At 71.4% G+C, this 14,240-nt stretch carries 12 protein-coding genes; all 12 read left to right on the top strand.

Going from position 1 to position 14,240, the window contains the following annotated elements; genetic code table 11:
• Positions 1 to 66: 66 nt before the first annotated feature.
• Positions 67 to 1,068, top strand: coding sequence for a zinc-binding alcohol dehydrogenase family protein (locus ACQPXB_RS28270; RefSeq protein ID WP_432856822.1), 1,002 nt, complete (start codon positions 67 to 69; stop codon positions 1,066 to 1,068).
• Between the two features lie 162 nt (positions 1,069 to 1,230).
• Positions 1,231 to 2,112 carry a universal stress protein gene (locus tag ACQPXB_RS28265; protein WP_432845035.1) on the top strand — a complete coding sequence of 294 codons (882 nt, stop codon included), beginning with the start codon at positions 1,231 to 1,233 and terminating at the stop codon, positions 2,110 to 2,112.
• 18 nt (positions 2,113 to 2,130) lie between these two features.
• Positions 2,131 to 2,634 carry a CBS domain-containing protein gene (locus ACQPXB_RS28260; protein ID WP_432845034.1) on the top strand — a complete coding sequence of 168 codons (504 nt, stop codon included), beginning with the start codon at positions 2,131 to 2,133 and terminating at the stop codon, positions 2,632 to 2,634.
• 129 nt (positions 2,635 to 2,763) lie between these two features.
• Positions 2,764 to 5,043: a heavy metal translocating P-type ATPase gene (locus ACQPXB_RS28255; RefSeq protein WP_432845033.1), complete on the top strand. Its 2,280-nt coding sequence runs from the start codon at positions 2,764 to 2,766 to the stop codon at positions 5,041 to 5,043.
• Between the two features lie 213 nt (positions 5,044 to 5,256).
• Positions 5,257 to 6,126, top strand: coding sequence for a universal stress protein (locus ACQPXB_RS28250; RefSeq protein WP_432845032.1), 870 nt, complete (start codon positions 5,257 to 5,259; stop codon positions 6,124 to 6,126).
• The gene (locus ACQPXB_RS28245) at positions 6,123 to 8,483 is read left to right on the top strand and encodes a phosphoketolase family protein (protein WP_432845031.1); all 2,361 of its coding nucleotides are present in this window, start codon (positions 6,123 to 6,125) and stop codon (positions 8,481 to 8,483) included. Before ACQPXB_RS28250 ends, ACQPXB_RS28245 begins: the two co-directional genes overlap by 4 nt.
• 3 nt (positions 8,484 to 8,486) lie before the next feature.
• Positions 8,487 to 9,494 carry an anion permease gene (locus tag ACQPXB_RS28240; protein WP_432845030.1) on the top strand — a complete coding sequence of 336 codons (1,008 nt, stop codon included), beginning with the start codon at positions 8,487 to 8,489 and terminating at the stop codon, positions 9,492 to 9,494.
• Positions 9,491 to 9,658, top strand: a complete 168-nt coding sequence (locus ACQPXB_RS28235; protein WP_432845029.1) for a hypothetical protein — start codon at positions 9,491 to 9,493, stop codon at positions 9,656 to 9,658. Before ACQPXB_RS28240 ends, ACQPXB_RS28235 begins: the two co-directional genes overlap by 4 nt.
• Before the next feature lie 21 nt (positions 9,659 to 9,679).
• Complete coding sequence (locus ACQPXB_RS28230; RefSeq protein WP_432845028.1) at positions 9,680 to 10,096, top strand: hypothetical protein; 417 nt, start codon at positions 9,680 to 9,682, stop codon at positions 10,094 to 10,096.
• A gap of 169 nt (positions 10,097 to 10,265) precedes the next feature.
• Complete coding sequence (locus tag ACQPXB_RS28225) at positions 10,266 to 10,904, top strand: response regulator transcription factor (protein WP_432845027.1); 639 nt, start codon at positions 10,266 to 10,268, stop codon at positions 10,902 to 10,904.
• Positions 10,905 to 11,119: 215 nt separating this feature from the next.
• Complete coding sequence (locus ACQPXB_RS28220; protein ID WP_432845026.1) at positions 11,120 to 11,524, top strand: Hsp20/alpha crystallin family protein; 405 nt, start codon at positions 11,120 to 11,122, stop codon at positions 11,522 to 11,524.
• A gap of 67 nt (positions 11,525 to 11,591) precedes the next feature.
• On the top strand, positions 11,592 to 14,231 hold the full coding sequence (locus tag ACQPXB_RS28215) for a GNAT family N-acetyltransferase (protein WP_432845025.1): 2,640 nt from the start codon (positions 11,592 to 11,594) through the stop codon (positions 14,229 to 14,231).
• Positions 14,232 to 14,240: the final 9 nt, after the last annotated feature.

The following is a 14,240-nucleotide window of genomic DNA, read 5'->3' as shown; positions in this document are numbered from 1 at the left end:
GGCGCATGCTGGTGCGGACCGTGCCCGCGACGCAGGAGGCCGACCATGACGAATCTGCCGACGACGATGACCGCGTGGCAGGTGACCCTTCCGGGACCGATGGCTTCGAAGCCGATGCGGCGAACGCGCGTTCCGGTGCCGCGACCCGCGCCCGGCGAGGTGCTGGTGCGGGTGCTCGTGTGCGGGGTGTGCCGGACCGACCTGCACGTCGCCGAGGGCGACCTGCCGGTGCACCGGCAGGGGGTGACGCCGGGACACGAGATCGTCGGCGAGGTCGTCGACGCGGGCGGCGGGGTCTCCGGTTTCGCGCCCGGCGACCGGATCGGGATCCCGTGGTTGAGGAAAACGTGCGGCCGCTGCCGATATTGCCTCCGAAACCGGGAGAACCTGTGCACGGGGTCGCGCTACACCGGTTGGGACACCGATGGCGGATACGCGGAGTTCGCCGTGGTCCCGGCGGAGTACGCGTTGCCGTTGCCCGAGAGCTACCCGGACGAGGAACTCGCACCACTGTTGTGCGCGGGCTTGATCGGATACCACGCGCTGGAGCGGGCCGAAGTGCCCGAAGGCGGTCGGCTGGGCATTTACGGCTTCGGCGGAAGCGCGCACCTCACGGCACAGGTGGCCCTCGCCCGAGGCGCCACCGTGCACGTGATGACCCGCAGCACCGAAGCGCGCGAGCTCGCCCTGGAGCTCGGCGCGGCTTCGGCCGGAGCAGCCGCCGACCCACCGCCGGAGCCGCTGGATTCGGCGATTCTGTTCGCGCCGGTCGGAGAACTCGTCCTGCCCGCGCTGGAGGCGCTGGATCGAGGCGGCACGCTGGCGATCGCGGGCATCCACCTGTCCGACACGCCGCCGCTGAACTACCAGCGGCACCTGTTCCAGGAACGGCAGGTCCGCAGCGTCACGGCGAACACCCGGGCGGACGCGCGAGAGTTCCTGGCGTTCGCCGCGGTGCACCACCTCAGCGTCAGCACCGTCCGGTACGCCCTGGACCAAGCAGACCGGGCGCTCGCCGATCTGGCCGGTGACCTGGTGAACGGCGCGGCGGTGCTGCGAGCCGCCTGAACGGCGCACTGGCCACGCCGAGCTGTCCGAAAGTCCGTCGGACCTGCGCTGACCTTGGTCCCGGGGCCTGGGGACGAACGACCGCAGTGGCGGCGGCGGCCGCGCCCTACCGTCGTTCCCGGATGCGTGGTGAGCGCACCGGAGCCCGGAGGGAAGGCCTCCATGAGCGCAACCGCCAACCACCGGATAGTCGTCGCGGTCGACGGTTCGGGGACCGCCGCGACGGCCGCGTTGTGGGCGGCCACAGAAGCTGTTCGAAGGGACGTGCCGCTGCTGGTTTTCACGGCGTACGGCATCGAGGACACCGGTTTCGGCGGCAAGGTCTACCCGCCGTCGGAGTGGCTCGCGGTCAAGCAGGCCGAGGCGGACGGTCTGCTGCGCCGCACGCGCGCGACGGTGCAGGCAGCCGTGCCCGGGCTCGAGATCGCCACCGAAGCCAGTGACCGCGGAGCAGTCCCGGCGCTGCTGGAGATTTCGCACCGGGCGCACCTGCTGGTGACCGGCGAGCCGGCCGGGGCGATCGCAGGGCTATTCAGCGGTTCGCCAGACGTCGACCTCGCCGCGAAGGCCCACTGCCCGGTGGTGGTCGTGCGCGGCGCCGAAAACGTCGACGGCCCGGTGGTCGTGGGCTGCGACGGCAGCCCGCTGAGCGAAGCGGCGATCGCATGGGGCTTCGAAGAAGCTTCAATCCGCAACGCCCCGCTCATCGCGCTGTACGTCTGGCACGATGGCGACAGCGCCGGGCTGTTCAGCGACGGCAACGTCGCGTTCCAAGGCGAGACCGTGCGGGAGTCCGGCCACCGGTTGCTGGCCGAGCGGCTGGCCGGCTGGCCGGAGAAGTACCCGGACGTCCGCGTCGAGCGGCGCGTCGACCACGACAAGCCGCGCCACCGGCTGCTGTCCACGAGCCATGGCGCGCAGCTGCTCGTCGTCGGGAGCCGGGGCCGCGGTGGGGTCACCGGGCTGGTCCTGGGTTCGACTAGCCAGGCCTTGCTGCACCACGCGGCCTGTCCGGTGATGGTCGTCCGCGCCGAAATCGCCTAGCCACGGAGGAGTGCGCCCATGAGCAGCACCATGTCCGCGATGATGACCGGCGACCCGATCACCGTTTCCACGCAGGCTCCGTTCGAGGACCTCGCGCGGCTGCTCACCGGCACCGGGATCAGCGCGGTCGGCGTGCTCGACAAGACCGGCGTGCTCGTCGGCGTCGTCTCGGCGGCGGACTTGCTTCCGCAGCTGTGGGACGGTCGCAAGTCCCGGTGGCGTGAGCGCCGGCCGGCCGGCAAGGCGACCGCTTGCGTCGCGAAGGATCTGATGACCAGCCCGGCCGTCACCATCGACGCAGGCGCGCCGCTTTCGGCGGCCGCGGAGGAGTTCGCCCGGCGCGGCGTGGGCCGGTTGTTCGTGCTGAGCGACGACCGAGCCGGCGGGGTGTTGTCGCGTCGCGACCTCGTGACGGTCTTCACCCACGGTGATGTCGTGCTGAAACGAACGTTGATCCGAGACCTGCCCGGTGTCGTCGAGGTGCGCAACCGCCTCGATTGCGTGTGGAACGACGCGGCCTGAACCGGTCGCCGGAACTCGATGTCCGCTCCTGCCACCAGGAGGAAGCCGTGCCACAACCGATCGATCCCATCGCCCGGGCGGCGAACACCGCGCAACTGGTCGCGTTGCCGGGCGGCGGCGCGGGCCGACGTGCGAACTGAGGCGCTACCGCCGCGGCTGCGGGAGGCCGCGTTGCTCGCCGCAGTCCTGCTCCTCGTGGCGGGAGGCGGAGTCACGTGGTGGCTGGGCGCGGCTCAAGCCGCGGAGCGGGTGTGGGCGGCCGCGGCTGTGCTGACGCTCGTCCCGACGCTGGTGTGGGTCGCGGCCGACCTGCGTGCGCGACGGTGGGGTGCCGATCTGCTCGCCGTGCTCGCCCTGGTGGCGACAGTTGCGGTGGGCGAGTTCCTCGCCGGCGCCATAGTCGCGACCATGGTCGCCACCGGGCGGGTACTCGAAGCCGGTGCTCGGCGGCAGGCGAGCCGGAACCTGACCGCGTTGCTCGAGCGGGCGCCTCGCGTGGCCCACGTGCGTACCGCGGCCGGTCCCGAGAGCGTGCCGGTCGATTCGGTGCGGGCCGGTCAGCTGATCGTCGTTCTGCCGGGCGAGGTCGTACCGGTGGACGGCGTCGTGCCGCACGGCGGCGTTTTCGACGAGTCGGCGCTCACCGGTGAACCGCTCCCGGTGACGCGGCAGGCGAACGACACGGTGCGCAGCGGGGTGCTGAACGCCGGCGCCGCCGTCGACGTCCGTGCGAGTGCCACCGCCGCGGCGAGCGCCTACGCCGGGGTCGTGCGGCTGGCCGAACAAGCGGCCGCCCGATCGGCGCGGGTCGCCCGGATCGCCGACCGCGCCGCGATCTGGTTCCTGCCAATCGCCCTCCTGATCGCCGCGCTCGCCTGGCTGCTGACCGGTCAGGCGGAGCGCGCCGTCGCGGTCTTGGTGACCGCGACGCCGTGCCCGCTTCTGCTGGCGGTTCCGATCGCCGTCACCGCCGGCATGTCGCGGGCGTCGAAGGCCGGGGTCGTGGTGAAGGACGGCGCCACGCTCGAAGCTCTCGGCCGCGCCGCGGTGTTGCTGGTGGACAAGACCGGCACCGTGACCGCGGGACGGCCCGAGATCACAGACCTCGTGTGCGCGCCGGGTCACGACGCAGCCGAGGTGCTCGGACAAGCCGCCGCGGTGGAACAGTTCTCGCCGCACGTGCTGGCGGCGGCTGTGGTGCGCGCGGCTTCGTCCGCCGACGTGGTGCCGGCCGGCGCCGAGGACGTCACGGAGGAGGTCGGATCCGGCGTCCAAGGCGTGGTGGAGGGGCGCCGAGTCAGGGTGGGCCGACGGCCCGCCGGTGCGGAGCTGCCCGCGTGGGCTCGCGGCGCCGCCCGCCGCGGCCGGCTGGACCTGGCGTCGGTGCTGTGGGTCGAGTGCGATGGCGAACCTGTCGCCGCTTTGCTCGCCAAGGACCCGATCCGGCCGGATGCCGCCCGCACGATGCGGAGACTGCGAGCGGCAGGCCTCGGCGACATCCGGCTGCTCACCGGAGACCGCGTCGACAACGCGCGTGAAGTCGCCTCGATGCTGGGCCTGGACGACGTCCACGGAGAGGCCACGCCGGAGGAGAAGCTGCGCGCTGTCGAAGCCGCTCGCGCGCGCGGGGTGACGGTGATGACCGGCGACGGTGTCAACGACGCCCCTGCGTTGGCGGCCGCCGACGTCGGAGTCGCGCTCGGCTCACGGGGCGCCACCGCGGCCGCCCAAGCCGCCGACGCGGTCATCCTGGACGACCGGCTCGCCCGGCTCGCGGACGCCGCCGAGATCGCTCGCCGCTCGCACCGGATCGCGGTGCAGAGCGCGGTCGCCGGCACGGCGTTGTCGATCGTGGCCATGCTGGCCGCGGCAGGTGGTTTCCTCGCGCCGGTGCTCGGAGCCCTGGTGCAGGAGGCGATCGACGTCGCGGTGATCGTGAACGCGCTGCGAGCGCTGCGTGCTCCTCGCCTCGGCGCCCCGGCTCCCGCCGGAGTGCTGCGGCGGTTCGAGACCGAGCACGAACGGCTGCTCCCGGCTCGGACCGCGGTGCGCCAGGCCGCCGATTCACTCGCCGGAGGTGCGACCACGGCCGCGGACCGTGCCGTCCGCACGGCCGCCCGCCTGGTGACCGAGGAGCTGCTGCCGCACGAGTACGCGGAGGAGAGCGAACTGTATCCGGCGCTGGCGGACGCTCTGGGCGGCCCGGAGAGCACCTTTCCGATGAGCCGCGAGCACGCCGAGATAGCCCGGCTCGCGCGGCGGTTGAACCGGCACCTCGGGGAGGCCCCGGACGGCATCCAGCCCGACCAGGTCGACGACCTGCGCGCCACGCTCTACGGACTGGACGCGGTGCTCACCCTGCACTTCGCCCAGGAGGAGGAGGCGTATTTCACGCTGCCGTCCGCATGAAGTGCGGTCCTCACCCTTGAACTCCGGCGGTTTTCGTCCTTTGTGGACATGCAATGCGGGGGACGTAAGTCCCCGGGACCGGTGACAGACGCCAGCGGTGCAGGGGACAGCGCGTTCCTAGGCTCGGTCGCGACACGAACGGGACCGACCTGTGGGTGCACTTCACTCGATGACCACAGCGGTGCCGAGCCGCCCGGACGAGGGGGAGACCCGATGAGCGCGACCGAACCCAGGATCACCGTCGGCGTGGACGGCTCGGCCGGCTCCACGGCGGCTGTCGCGTGGGCTGCCAGGGCCGCGGCACGCCGCCACGTCGGCCTGAAGATCGTGCACGGGCTGCAGTTCGCCGGCCCGTATTACTTCGGTGTGGGGGCCGAAGCATTGTTCGACGCGATCCTTGCGGACGGGCGGCGCGTCGTCGCCGATTCTCGTGGGCTCGCGCTGAGCCTCGACCCGGGCCTCGCCGTCTCGACGGAGCTGCCCGACGAAACCCCAGCGCGCGTGCTGATCGAAGAATCGCGCCACTCCCGGATGGTCGTCGTCGGCAAGACCGGGGCCGGCGGCTTCACCGAGCAGCTGGTCGGCGGCACCGCGGCGACGGTCGCCGCTCATGCGCACTGTCCCGTCGTGGTCGTCCGCGGCCAAGGTGAACCCGGAGCAGGTCCGGTCGTCGTCGGTGTGGACGGCAGCCCGACCGGCGATCAGGCCATCGCTGTCGCGTTCGAAGAGGCCTCGCTGCTCGGCGCGCCGCTGGTCGCGCTACACGCCTGGCACGACGGTGCCGCGCACAACACGGCCGATTCGGCCCACCCGGGCGCCTTCGACGAGTGTGAGAGGCGGCTCCTCGACGAGCGGTTGTCCGGCTGGCAGGAGAAGTACCCGGACGTCGGGATCCAGTGGCGCCTGGTGCGGGACCGGCCTCGTCAGGCTCTGATCGAGGCGAGCGCGACGGCCCGGCTTGTCGTCGTCGGCAGCCGCGGCCGGGGCGGCTTCGCCGGGATGGTGCTGGGCTCGACGAGCCAGGCACTGGTGGAGCGCGCAGCGTGCCCGGTGATCGTCGTCCGTCCGGAGGCCGAGGCATGACCGCGCTCGGCAACCGGCCGGCCGTGCTCGGCAGCACCGAGCTGGCCCAGGTCCACGCCCTGTGGCGGGCCGCGAACTACCTCGCGGCCGGTCAGATCTACCTGATGGCCAACCCGCTGCTGCGTGAGCCCCTGCTGCCCCAGCACGTCAAGCCGAGGCTGCTCGGGCACTGGGGAACCTCACCCGGCCTCAACTTCGTCTACGCCCACCTCAACCGGGCCATCCTGACCCACGACCTGAACGCCATGATGGTCACCGGCCCGGGGCACGGCGGCCCGGCACTGCTGGCCAGCACCTGGCTCGAAGGCAGCTACTCGGAAGCTTGGCCGGACGTCACGCGGGACGCGGAGGGCATGCGGGCGCTGTTCAAGCAGTTCTCGTTCCCGGGCGGCGTTCCCAGCCACGTCGCGCCGCAAGTGCCCGGTTCGATCCATGAAGGTGGTGAGCTGGGGTACTCGCTCGCGCACGCCTTCGGCGCGGCGTTCGACAACCCCGGCCTGGTGGTCGCCTGCGTGGTCGGCGACGGAGAGGCCGAAACCGGTCCGCTCGCCACGTCCTGGCACGCCAACAAGTTCCTGGACCCGGCACGCGACGGTGCGGTGTTGCCGATCCTGCACCTCAACGGCTACAAGATCGCCAACCCCACCGTGCTCGCGCGCATCGCACCGACCGAGCTGGATGCCCTCTTGCGGGGTTATGGGTACGAACCGATCTACGTAGAAGGCAGCGAACCCGAGGCGATGCACCAGGCGATGGCCGCCGCACTCGACTCGGCGGTCGCGGACCTCGCGGTGATCCACCGCCACCGCGACCGTCCCCGGTGGCCGATGATCGTGCTCCGCAGCCCCAAAGGGTGGACAGGACCGTCGGTTGTGGACGGACAACAGGTCGAGGGGACTTGGCGGGCGCACCAGGTTCCGTTGTCCGAAGTGCGGACCAACCCGGAGCACCTGCGGCTGCTGGAGCACTGGCTGCGTTCCTACCGTCCCGAAGAGCTTTTCGACGATCGTGGCCGCCCGGTCGCCGACGTCACGGCGATGATCCCGTCGGGTGAGCGCCGGATGGGTGCGAACCCCCACGCCAACGGCGGAGTCCTGCTGCGTCCGCTCACACTTCCGGATACCGCGGCCCACGCCATCAACGTGTCGCGGCCGGGCGCGACGGTGGCCGAGCCGACCCGCGTCCTGGGTCGGTTCCTGCGCGATGTGTTCGCGTTCAACGCCGACCGGGCGAACTTCCGCCTCTTCGGACCCGACGAGACCGCGTCGAACCGGCTCGACGCGGTCTACGACGTCACCGCCAAGGAATGGCAGGCCGCGGTCGAACCGGTCGACGAGCACCTCTCGCGCGACGGCCGGGTGATGGAGGTGCTTTCGGAACACCTGTGCCAGGGGTGGCTCGAGGGATACCTGCTCTCGGGGCGGCACGGACTGTTCTCCTGCTACGAAGCCTTCGTGCACATCGTGGACTCGATGGTGAACCAGCACATCAAGTGGCTGCGGGTGCACCGGGAGATCCCGTGGCGCCGGCCGGTCGCGTCGCTCAACTACCTGCTCACCTCGCACGTCTGGCGCCAGGACCACAACGGTTTCTCCCACCAGGACCCGGGTTTCGTCGACCACGTCGCCAACAAGAGCGCCGAAGTGGTGCGGGTCTACTTCCCGCCGGACACCAACACCCTGCTCGAGGTCGCCGCCCACTGCCTGCGCAGCCGCGACTACGTCAACGTCGTCGTCGCGGGCAAGAACGACACGCCCGACTGGCTCGACGCCGAGGCGGCCGCTCTGCACTGCGCCCGCGGCGCGAGCATCTGGGAATGGGCCTGCACCCACGCCGACCGCGAACCGGACGTCGTGCTCGCCTGTGCGGGCGACGCGCCCACACTGGAGGTCCTCGCGGCCGCGCAGATCCTGCGAGCGGCGCTGCCAGACCTGGCTGTGCGCGTGGTGAACGTCGTCGACCTCATGCGGTTGCAGCCTGCCTCCGAGCACCCGCACGGCCTCGGCGACCGCGAGTTCGACGCGCTGTTCACCCCGGACCGGCCGGTGATCTTCGCCTACCACGGCTACCCCTGGCTGATCCACCGCCTGGCCTACCAGCGCACCAACCATGCCGGGCTGCACGTCCGCGGGTACACCGAGCACGGCACCACGACCACGCCGTTCGACATGCTGGTGCTCAACCACATGGATCGGTTCCAGCTGGTCGTCGATGTGATCGACCGCGTGCCGGGGCTCGTCGCCACGGCGGGCTTGCTGCGGCAGCACATGACCGAGGAACAGGGCCGCCACCGCCGGTGGATCCGGGAGCACGGTGAGGACCTGCCGGAGGTGCGGAATTGGGCCTGGGAGGGCTGAGCCGTGAGCACCACGGCTGTGCTGGCCGTGGCGATCATGATCACCCTGGTCTTCGACTTCACCAACGGGTTCCACGATTCGGCGAACTCGGTGGCCGCGCTGGTCGCGACGCGGGCTGCCGCGCCCGGATCGGCGCTGCTGCTGGCCGCCGCCTGCCACGTCGCGGGTCCGCTTCTGGCCGGCACCACGGTCGCCGACACGGTCGACGGCGTGGTCCGGCTTCCGGCTTCGGACGTGCTGCCCGCGGTCGCCGCGGCGGTGACTGCCGGGATCATCTGGAACGTACTCACCTGGTGGCGGGGGCTGCCGTCGAGCTCGTCGCACGCGCTCGTCGGCGGCCTGGTCGGGGCGTGCGCCGCCGTGACCGGACCGTCGGGGGTCTACTGGGGCGGCGTCGACGGGTTCTACGTCTCAGGCGTGCTCGGGGTCCTGGCCGGCCTTGCCGTGTCACCGGTGCTCGGCGCCGGGCTGGGCGCGGGCGCCGACCGTCTCGCGCGCCGGGGCCTGCGCCGGGCGCGCCGCCGGGCGGACACGCTGATCCGGCGGTCGGAATGGGTCACCTCGGGTGCGCTGGCCTTCAGCCATGGTGCGAACGACGCCCAGAAGTCGATGGGCGTCATCACACTGCTGCTGGTGTCGACCGGGTACCTCGGCGCCTTCGTCGTGCCACTGTGGGTGAAGCTCGCCGCCGCGGCGGCGCTGACCCTCGGTACCGGGTTCGGTGGCTGGCGGGTGGTCAAGACAGTCGGCCGTGGCATCTACCGGATGCGCCCGGTCGACGGCTTGGCGAGCCAGGGCACCTCGGCCGCGGTGATCCTCACCGCGGCCGCCGCCCCCGTCAGCACAACTCACGTCGTCGCGGCATCAGTGGTCGGAGCCGGCGCCAGCCGCCACGCTCACCACGTGCGGTGGCCGGTGGTCGGCGAGATCTGTTCCGCGTGGCTGGTCACCCTGCCGGCATGTGCCGTGCTGGGCGCCGTCGCGCTGCCCGGGTGGAGGTGGATGGCGTGAGGTTGCCGAAGGCCTGGTTCTTGCCGAACAACCCCGACGTGCTCGGGCTTTTGCGGGACCAGGCCGACACCGTGTCCGAGGTGCTGGCCGCTCTGGCCCGCTGGGTGCGAGGCCAACCGGCGGACGGGGACCTGCACGCGCCTCTGCTGGTCCAGTCGGCATAACGCCGCCAGGTGCTCGTGGCTGTGCGAGAGGCGTTCAGCACCCCCATCGAGGCCGAGGATGTGTTCGAGCTGGCGGAGCGGCTCGGTGAGATCGCTGACGCCGCGTACATGCTCATCCGCGAGCCGAATCTCTCCCGTACGCCGCCTGACGACCACCTCGAGGCGATGGTGCTCATCGCGGTCGCCGCTTTCGACGAGCTGCAAGCGGCCCTGGGCCTGTTGCCACACCCCGATGCGGCCGGTCGCGCCGATGCCGCGGTGTCCTCATTGGATCGCGCGGAGCACGCGTACCGCAGGGCGATCGCAGGCCTCGAGACGGAGCCGGAAGCCCGCCGCGAAATGCGTCTGCGGGAGCTGTACCGCCGAGCCGAGCACCTCACCCTGGCGGTGCAGCGGCTGGGACGGCGCACCTGGTACGCCGTCTACAAGATCTCCTGATCCGAAGTGAGCTGACCGCCGGACGTGGAATGCCCATGTGGGGCCCTCGTCGTCCCCGGTGGAGCTGACATGACCTCCGCCCCGAGTCCGGGGACTTTGGTCATCGCGATCCGGGAGCCGGCGATCGTACGCTGATCCGCGTCATCGTTCTCGACCCGGGAGGTTCCCGATGTTCCGCGTTTTTCTCGTGGACGACCACGAGGTCGTGCGTCGCGGTGTGGCGGACCTGCTGGACGAGGACGAGGAGATCACGGTGATCGGGCAGGCCGGCAACGTATCGCACGCACTCGCGCGGATCCCGGCACTGCGACCCGACGTGGCTGTGGTGGACGTGCGAATGCCCGACGGAAACGGCATCGAGCTCGCGCGCGAGCTGCGTTCGAAGCTGCCCGAACTCAAGTGCCTGATGCTCACCTCGTACACCGACGAGCAGGCCATGCTCGACGCGGTGATGGCCGGCGCCTCCGGGTTCGTGATCAAGGACATCAAGGGCATGGACCTCGTGTCGGCGGTTCGGGAGGTCGGTGCGGGCAAGTCCCTGCTCGACGCCCACGCGGCGGCGGCCTTGATGGCGAAGCTGCGCAACAGCCAGGCGAAAAAGGGCCCGTTGACCGACCTCTCGGACCGAGAGCGCAAGTTGCTGGAGCTGATCGGCGAAGGCTTGACCAACCGGCAGATCGCGGAGCGGATGTTCCTGGCCGAGAAGACCGTCAAGAACTACGTGTCCCGGCTGCTGACCAAGCTGGGCATGGAACGCCGGACTCAGGCCGCGGTCTTAGCTACGGAGCTGCGAAATCAAGATCGTTGACGGGCGACGGGAAATCGGCTCGGGAAGCGGGCTCTGCCGGCACGTGGCTCGGTCGACGGCGTTGCGCTCGGGTGCTCGGCCTCCAGCGTGTTGGAGCGCGACCTCCGCCGGTGACGAAGGTCCCCGCAGTTCGGGTAGTCCGGCCGCGTCGGCACGCGCGGTCCGGACGGTCTCCTTGTGGTGTGACGAGGTCGTCGCGGAGGAAGGAGAACAGGATGACTGGTTTGGTGCCGGGTTCGCGCCCGGCGTTGCCGAGCATCGCGGCGTGGCTGGAGAACCCCTGGCCGTTCGCCGAGCACAACCCCGTGCGCATCGAGGAGTCCACAGAGGATGGAAAGTACGTCGTCCGTGCGGAGCTACCCGGATTCGACCCGGAGCACATCTCCGTGACCACGCATAACGGTCTGCTCAGCATCACGGCCGAACGGGAGGCGAGGGAGACCGCCGAGGGGCGCAGTGAGTTCTACTACGGCACCTTCGGCCGGACGATCACCCTGCCGGCGGGTGCCGACCCGGCGAAGGTCAAGGCGACGTACTCCGACGGCATCCTCGAGATCTCGATGCCCGTCTCGGAGCACCCGCAGGACAAGCGCGTGAAGATCCAGGTCACCAACGACTAGGTGGCCACCGCGGTGGGCGTGGCCGGTTCGGCCGGTTGCGCCCATCCTTGTGTCCCGAGGAGAAGCGATGAGCGTGGAAGCGGGCTCCCGGGCCCTGCTCACGGACGGCGAGGTGGTGCTCGTGCGGGCGTTGCACCCTCCCGACACCGCCGCAGTGTTCGCGCTGCACACTCGGCTCACCAAGCAGGACACTTACTTCAGGTTCTTCGGCGCCCGACCGGCCACTTTGGACAAATTGGCCGGCGAGATGGCCGCCGATCCGGGTCCCGGGCACTACGCCGTGGGCTGTTACCGCGGTGGCCTGCTCGTCGGCGTCGCCAACTACGAGGTCCTCGGCGATTCCGACGAGGCCGAGGTCGCGCTGGTCGTGGACGCGGCGCTGCGCACGCACGGCGTCGCGACGCTGCTGATGGAACACCTCGTGTCGCACGCCCGGAAAGCCGGCTTGAAGCGCTTCGTCGCGCTGGTGCTCGCCGAGAACGCCCCGGTGCTGCACGTCCTGTCCGACCTCGGCCTCCGGTTCGAGGCCGCGATCGGTGGGCCCGAGCGGGACGTCGTGCTGACTCTGGACGAGGACCCCGCCTACCTGGACGCGGTGCTGAAGCGCGACGCGGTCGCCGACGCAGCCAGCCTGGCTCACCTGTTCAGGCCGTCCTCGATCGCCGTGATCGGTGCGGGTCGGCGGCCGCGATCAGTAGGCCACGCGGTTCTGGCCAACCTGGTCGCGTCGGGCTACCCGGGGCCGGTCGAGGTCGTGAACCCGCACGCGGTCGAGATCCTCGGCGTGCCCACCGTGCCGTCCGTGGCTCGGCTGAGACGGACACCGGAACTCGCGGTCGTGTGTCTGCCCGCGGCACCGGCCGCCGAGGCGGTCGAAGAGTGCGGGAAGCGGGGGGTCCGGGCGATCGTCGTCATCTCCTCGGGCCTGACCGGGACCGACGCCGGCACCCGGGTCCACACGGCGGTGCGGGAACACGGGATGCGGCTCGTCGGGCCCAACTGCCTCGGCGTGGCTTCCACCGACCCGGCCTGCCCGTACGATCTCACGTTCCTCGCGACGCCCGTCCGGCCGGGGAACATCGGCGTCGTCACCCAGTCGGGTGGTGTCGGCATCGCTCTGGCGGAGTCGCTGGGCGACCTCGGTCTCGGCGTCTCGACCTTGGTCTCCACCGGCGACAAATACGACGTCAGCGGCAACGACCTGCTGATGTGGTGGACGGCCGATCGCCGTACCGAGCTCGCCGTGCTGTACCTGGAGTCGTTCGGCAACCCACGCAAGTTCAGCCGTCTGGCCAGGCAGCTTGGCCGCACCCGCCCGGTGCTCGCCGTCCGTTCGGGCAGCGGCAGGACCGCACAGCGTGCCGCGGCCTCGCACACCGCCGCCGCCGCGACTCCGGCCGTCACGCGCGACGCCCTCTTCGAGCAGGCCGGCATCATCGCGGTCGACACGGTCGCGGAGCTGGTCGACGTCATCGCCGGACTGTCGTGGCAGCTGCTTCCGGGAGGCCCGCGGGTGGCCGTGGTCAGCAACGCCGGTGGCGCCGGAGTCCTCGCTGCCGACGCGTGCGAGCGCGAAGGCCTGGTCATGGCCGAGCTGTCGGGCCGGACCCGGGACCGGCTCGCCGGACTGCTTGCGCCCGAGGCCGCGGTGTGCAACCCGGTTGACACGACCGCGGCCGTTCCGCCGGATGTGTTCGCCGGAGCGCTACGCGCGGTGCTCGCCGATGACGGCGTCGACGCGGTGATCGCCGCCACCGTGCCGACCGCCGTGGGAGACCCCGGGACGGCGCTGGCCGAGGTGCTGCCGCCCGAGTACAAGACCGTCTTCGCGGTCCGGCCGGGGCAGCGTGCGCGCGTCACATCGCTCGTCCCCGGCAGCCGCCGGGGAGTGACCGCCTGCTACGACGACCCGGCGGCTGCCGCCGCGGTGCTGGCGCGGCTGGTGCGCTACCAGGAATGGCTGCGCCGGCCGGAAGCCGACGAACCCCTTGCCTCGTCGGCAGATCGCGCCGCGCTGCGGGCGTTCGCCGCGGGGCGGGAAGGTTGGCTGTCGCCCGTGGACGCCGCCGAGTTGCTGCGGCTGGCCGGTGTCCCCGTGGTCGAGACCCGGTACGTCGAAGCCGGCGACTCGATGGCCGCAGCGGTCGCCGACCTGGAGTCACCGGTCGTGCTGAAGGCCGACGCCGACGGGCTGCTGCACAAGAGCGCCGGGGGTGGTGTTCTCCTGAACGTCCGGGGCGCCGACCGGATCCTCGAAGCGTTCCGCACTCTGCGGGCGCGGTTCGGGTCTTCCCTGCGTGGGGTCACCGTCCAGCCGATGGCCCAACCCGGCCGGGAGCTGCTCGTCGGCGTGCGCTCGGATCCGGTGTTCGGTCCGCTGGTGGTGTTCGGCCTGGGCGGGGTCGACACGGACCTGATCGACGACCGCGCTGCGCGGCTCGCGCCGCTCAGCGTCGCCGACGCCGACCTGCTGCTGGAGGGTCTGCGCGCGTCGAAATCGCTCTGGGCCCCGGAACAGTTCGACCGGACCGCGGTGCGGGATCTGCTGCTCAAGGTCAGCCGGCTCGCCGAGGTCCTGCCCGAGCTCGCCGAGCTGGACCTCAACCCGGTGCGGGTCCGCGCCGAGGGCTGCGTGGCGCTCGACGTCCGAGCGCGGTTCGAGCGGCCCTCGTCGGCAGACCCGTTCCTGCGCCGCCTGCCGGATTGACTGCGGGCC

Origin of the sequence: Amycolatopsis sp. CA-161197 (assembly GCF_050942255.1) — a bacterium.
Lineage (GTDB): Bacteria > Actinomycetota > Actinomycetes > Mycobacteriales > Pseudonocardiaceae > Amycolatopsis.
Note: the sequence above shows the minus strand (reverse complement) of the source record. Positions and strands in the feature narration are given on the sequence as shown.

Coding starts and splice junctions, on each gene's coding strand:
- ACQPXB_RS28245 (WP_432845031.1), top strand. CDS start 6,123: ATGACCGCGCTCGGCAACCGGCCGGCCGTGCTCGGCAGCACCGAGCTG.
- ACQPXB_RS28215 (WP_432845025.1), top strand. CDS start 11,592: ATGAGCGTGGAAGCGGGCTCCCGGGCCCTGCTCACGGACGGCGAGGTG.
- ACQPXB_RS28220 (WP_432845026.1), top strand. CDS start 11,120: ATGACTGGTTTGGTGCCGGGTTCGCGCCCGGCGTTGCCGAGCATCGCG.
- ACQPXB_RS28250 (WP_432845032.1), top strand. CDS start 5,257: ATGAGCGCGACCGAACCCAGGATCACCGTCGGCGTGGACGGCTCGGCC.
- ACQPXB_RS28270 (WP_432856822.1), top strand. CDS start 67: ATGACCGCGTGGCAGGTGACCCTTCCGGGACCGATGGCTTCGAAGCCG.
- ACQPXB_RS28265 (WP_432845035.1), top strand. CDS start 1,231: ATGAGCGCAACCGCCAACCACCGGATAGTCGTCGCGGTCGACGGTTCG.
- ACQPXB_RS28225 (WP_432845027.1), top strand. CDS start 10,266: ATGTTCCGCGTTTTTCTCGTGGACGACCACGAGGTCGTGCGTCGCGGT.
- ACQPXB_RS28260 (WP_432845034.1), top strand. CDS start 2,131: ATGAGCAGCACCATGTCCGCGATGATGACCGGCGACCCGATCACCGTT.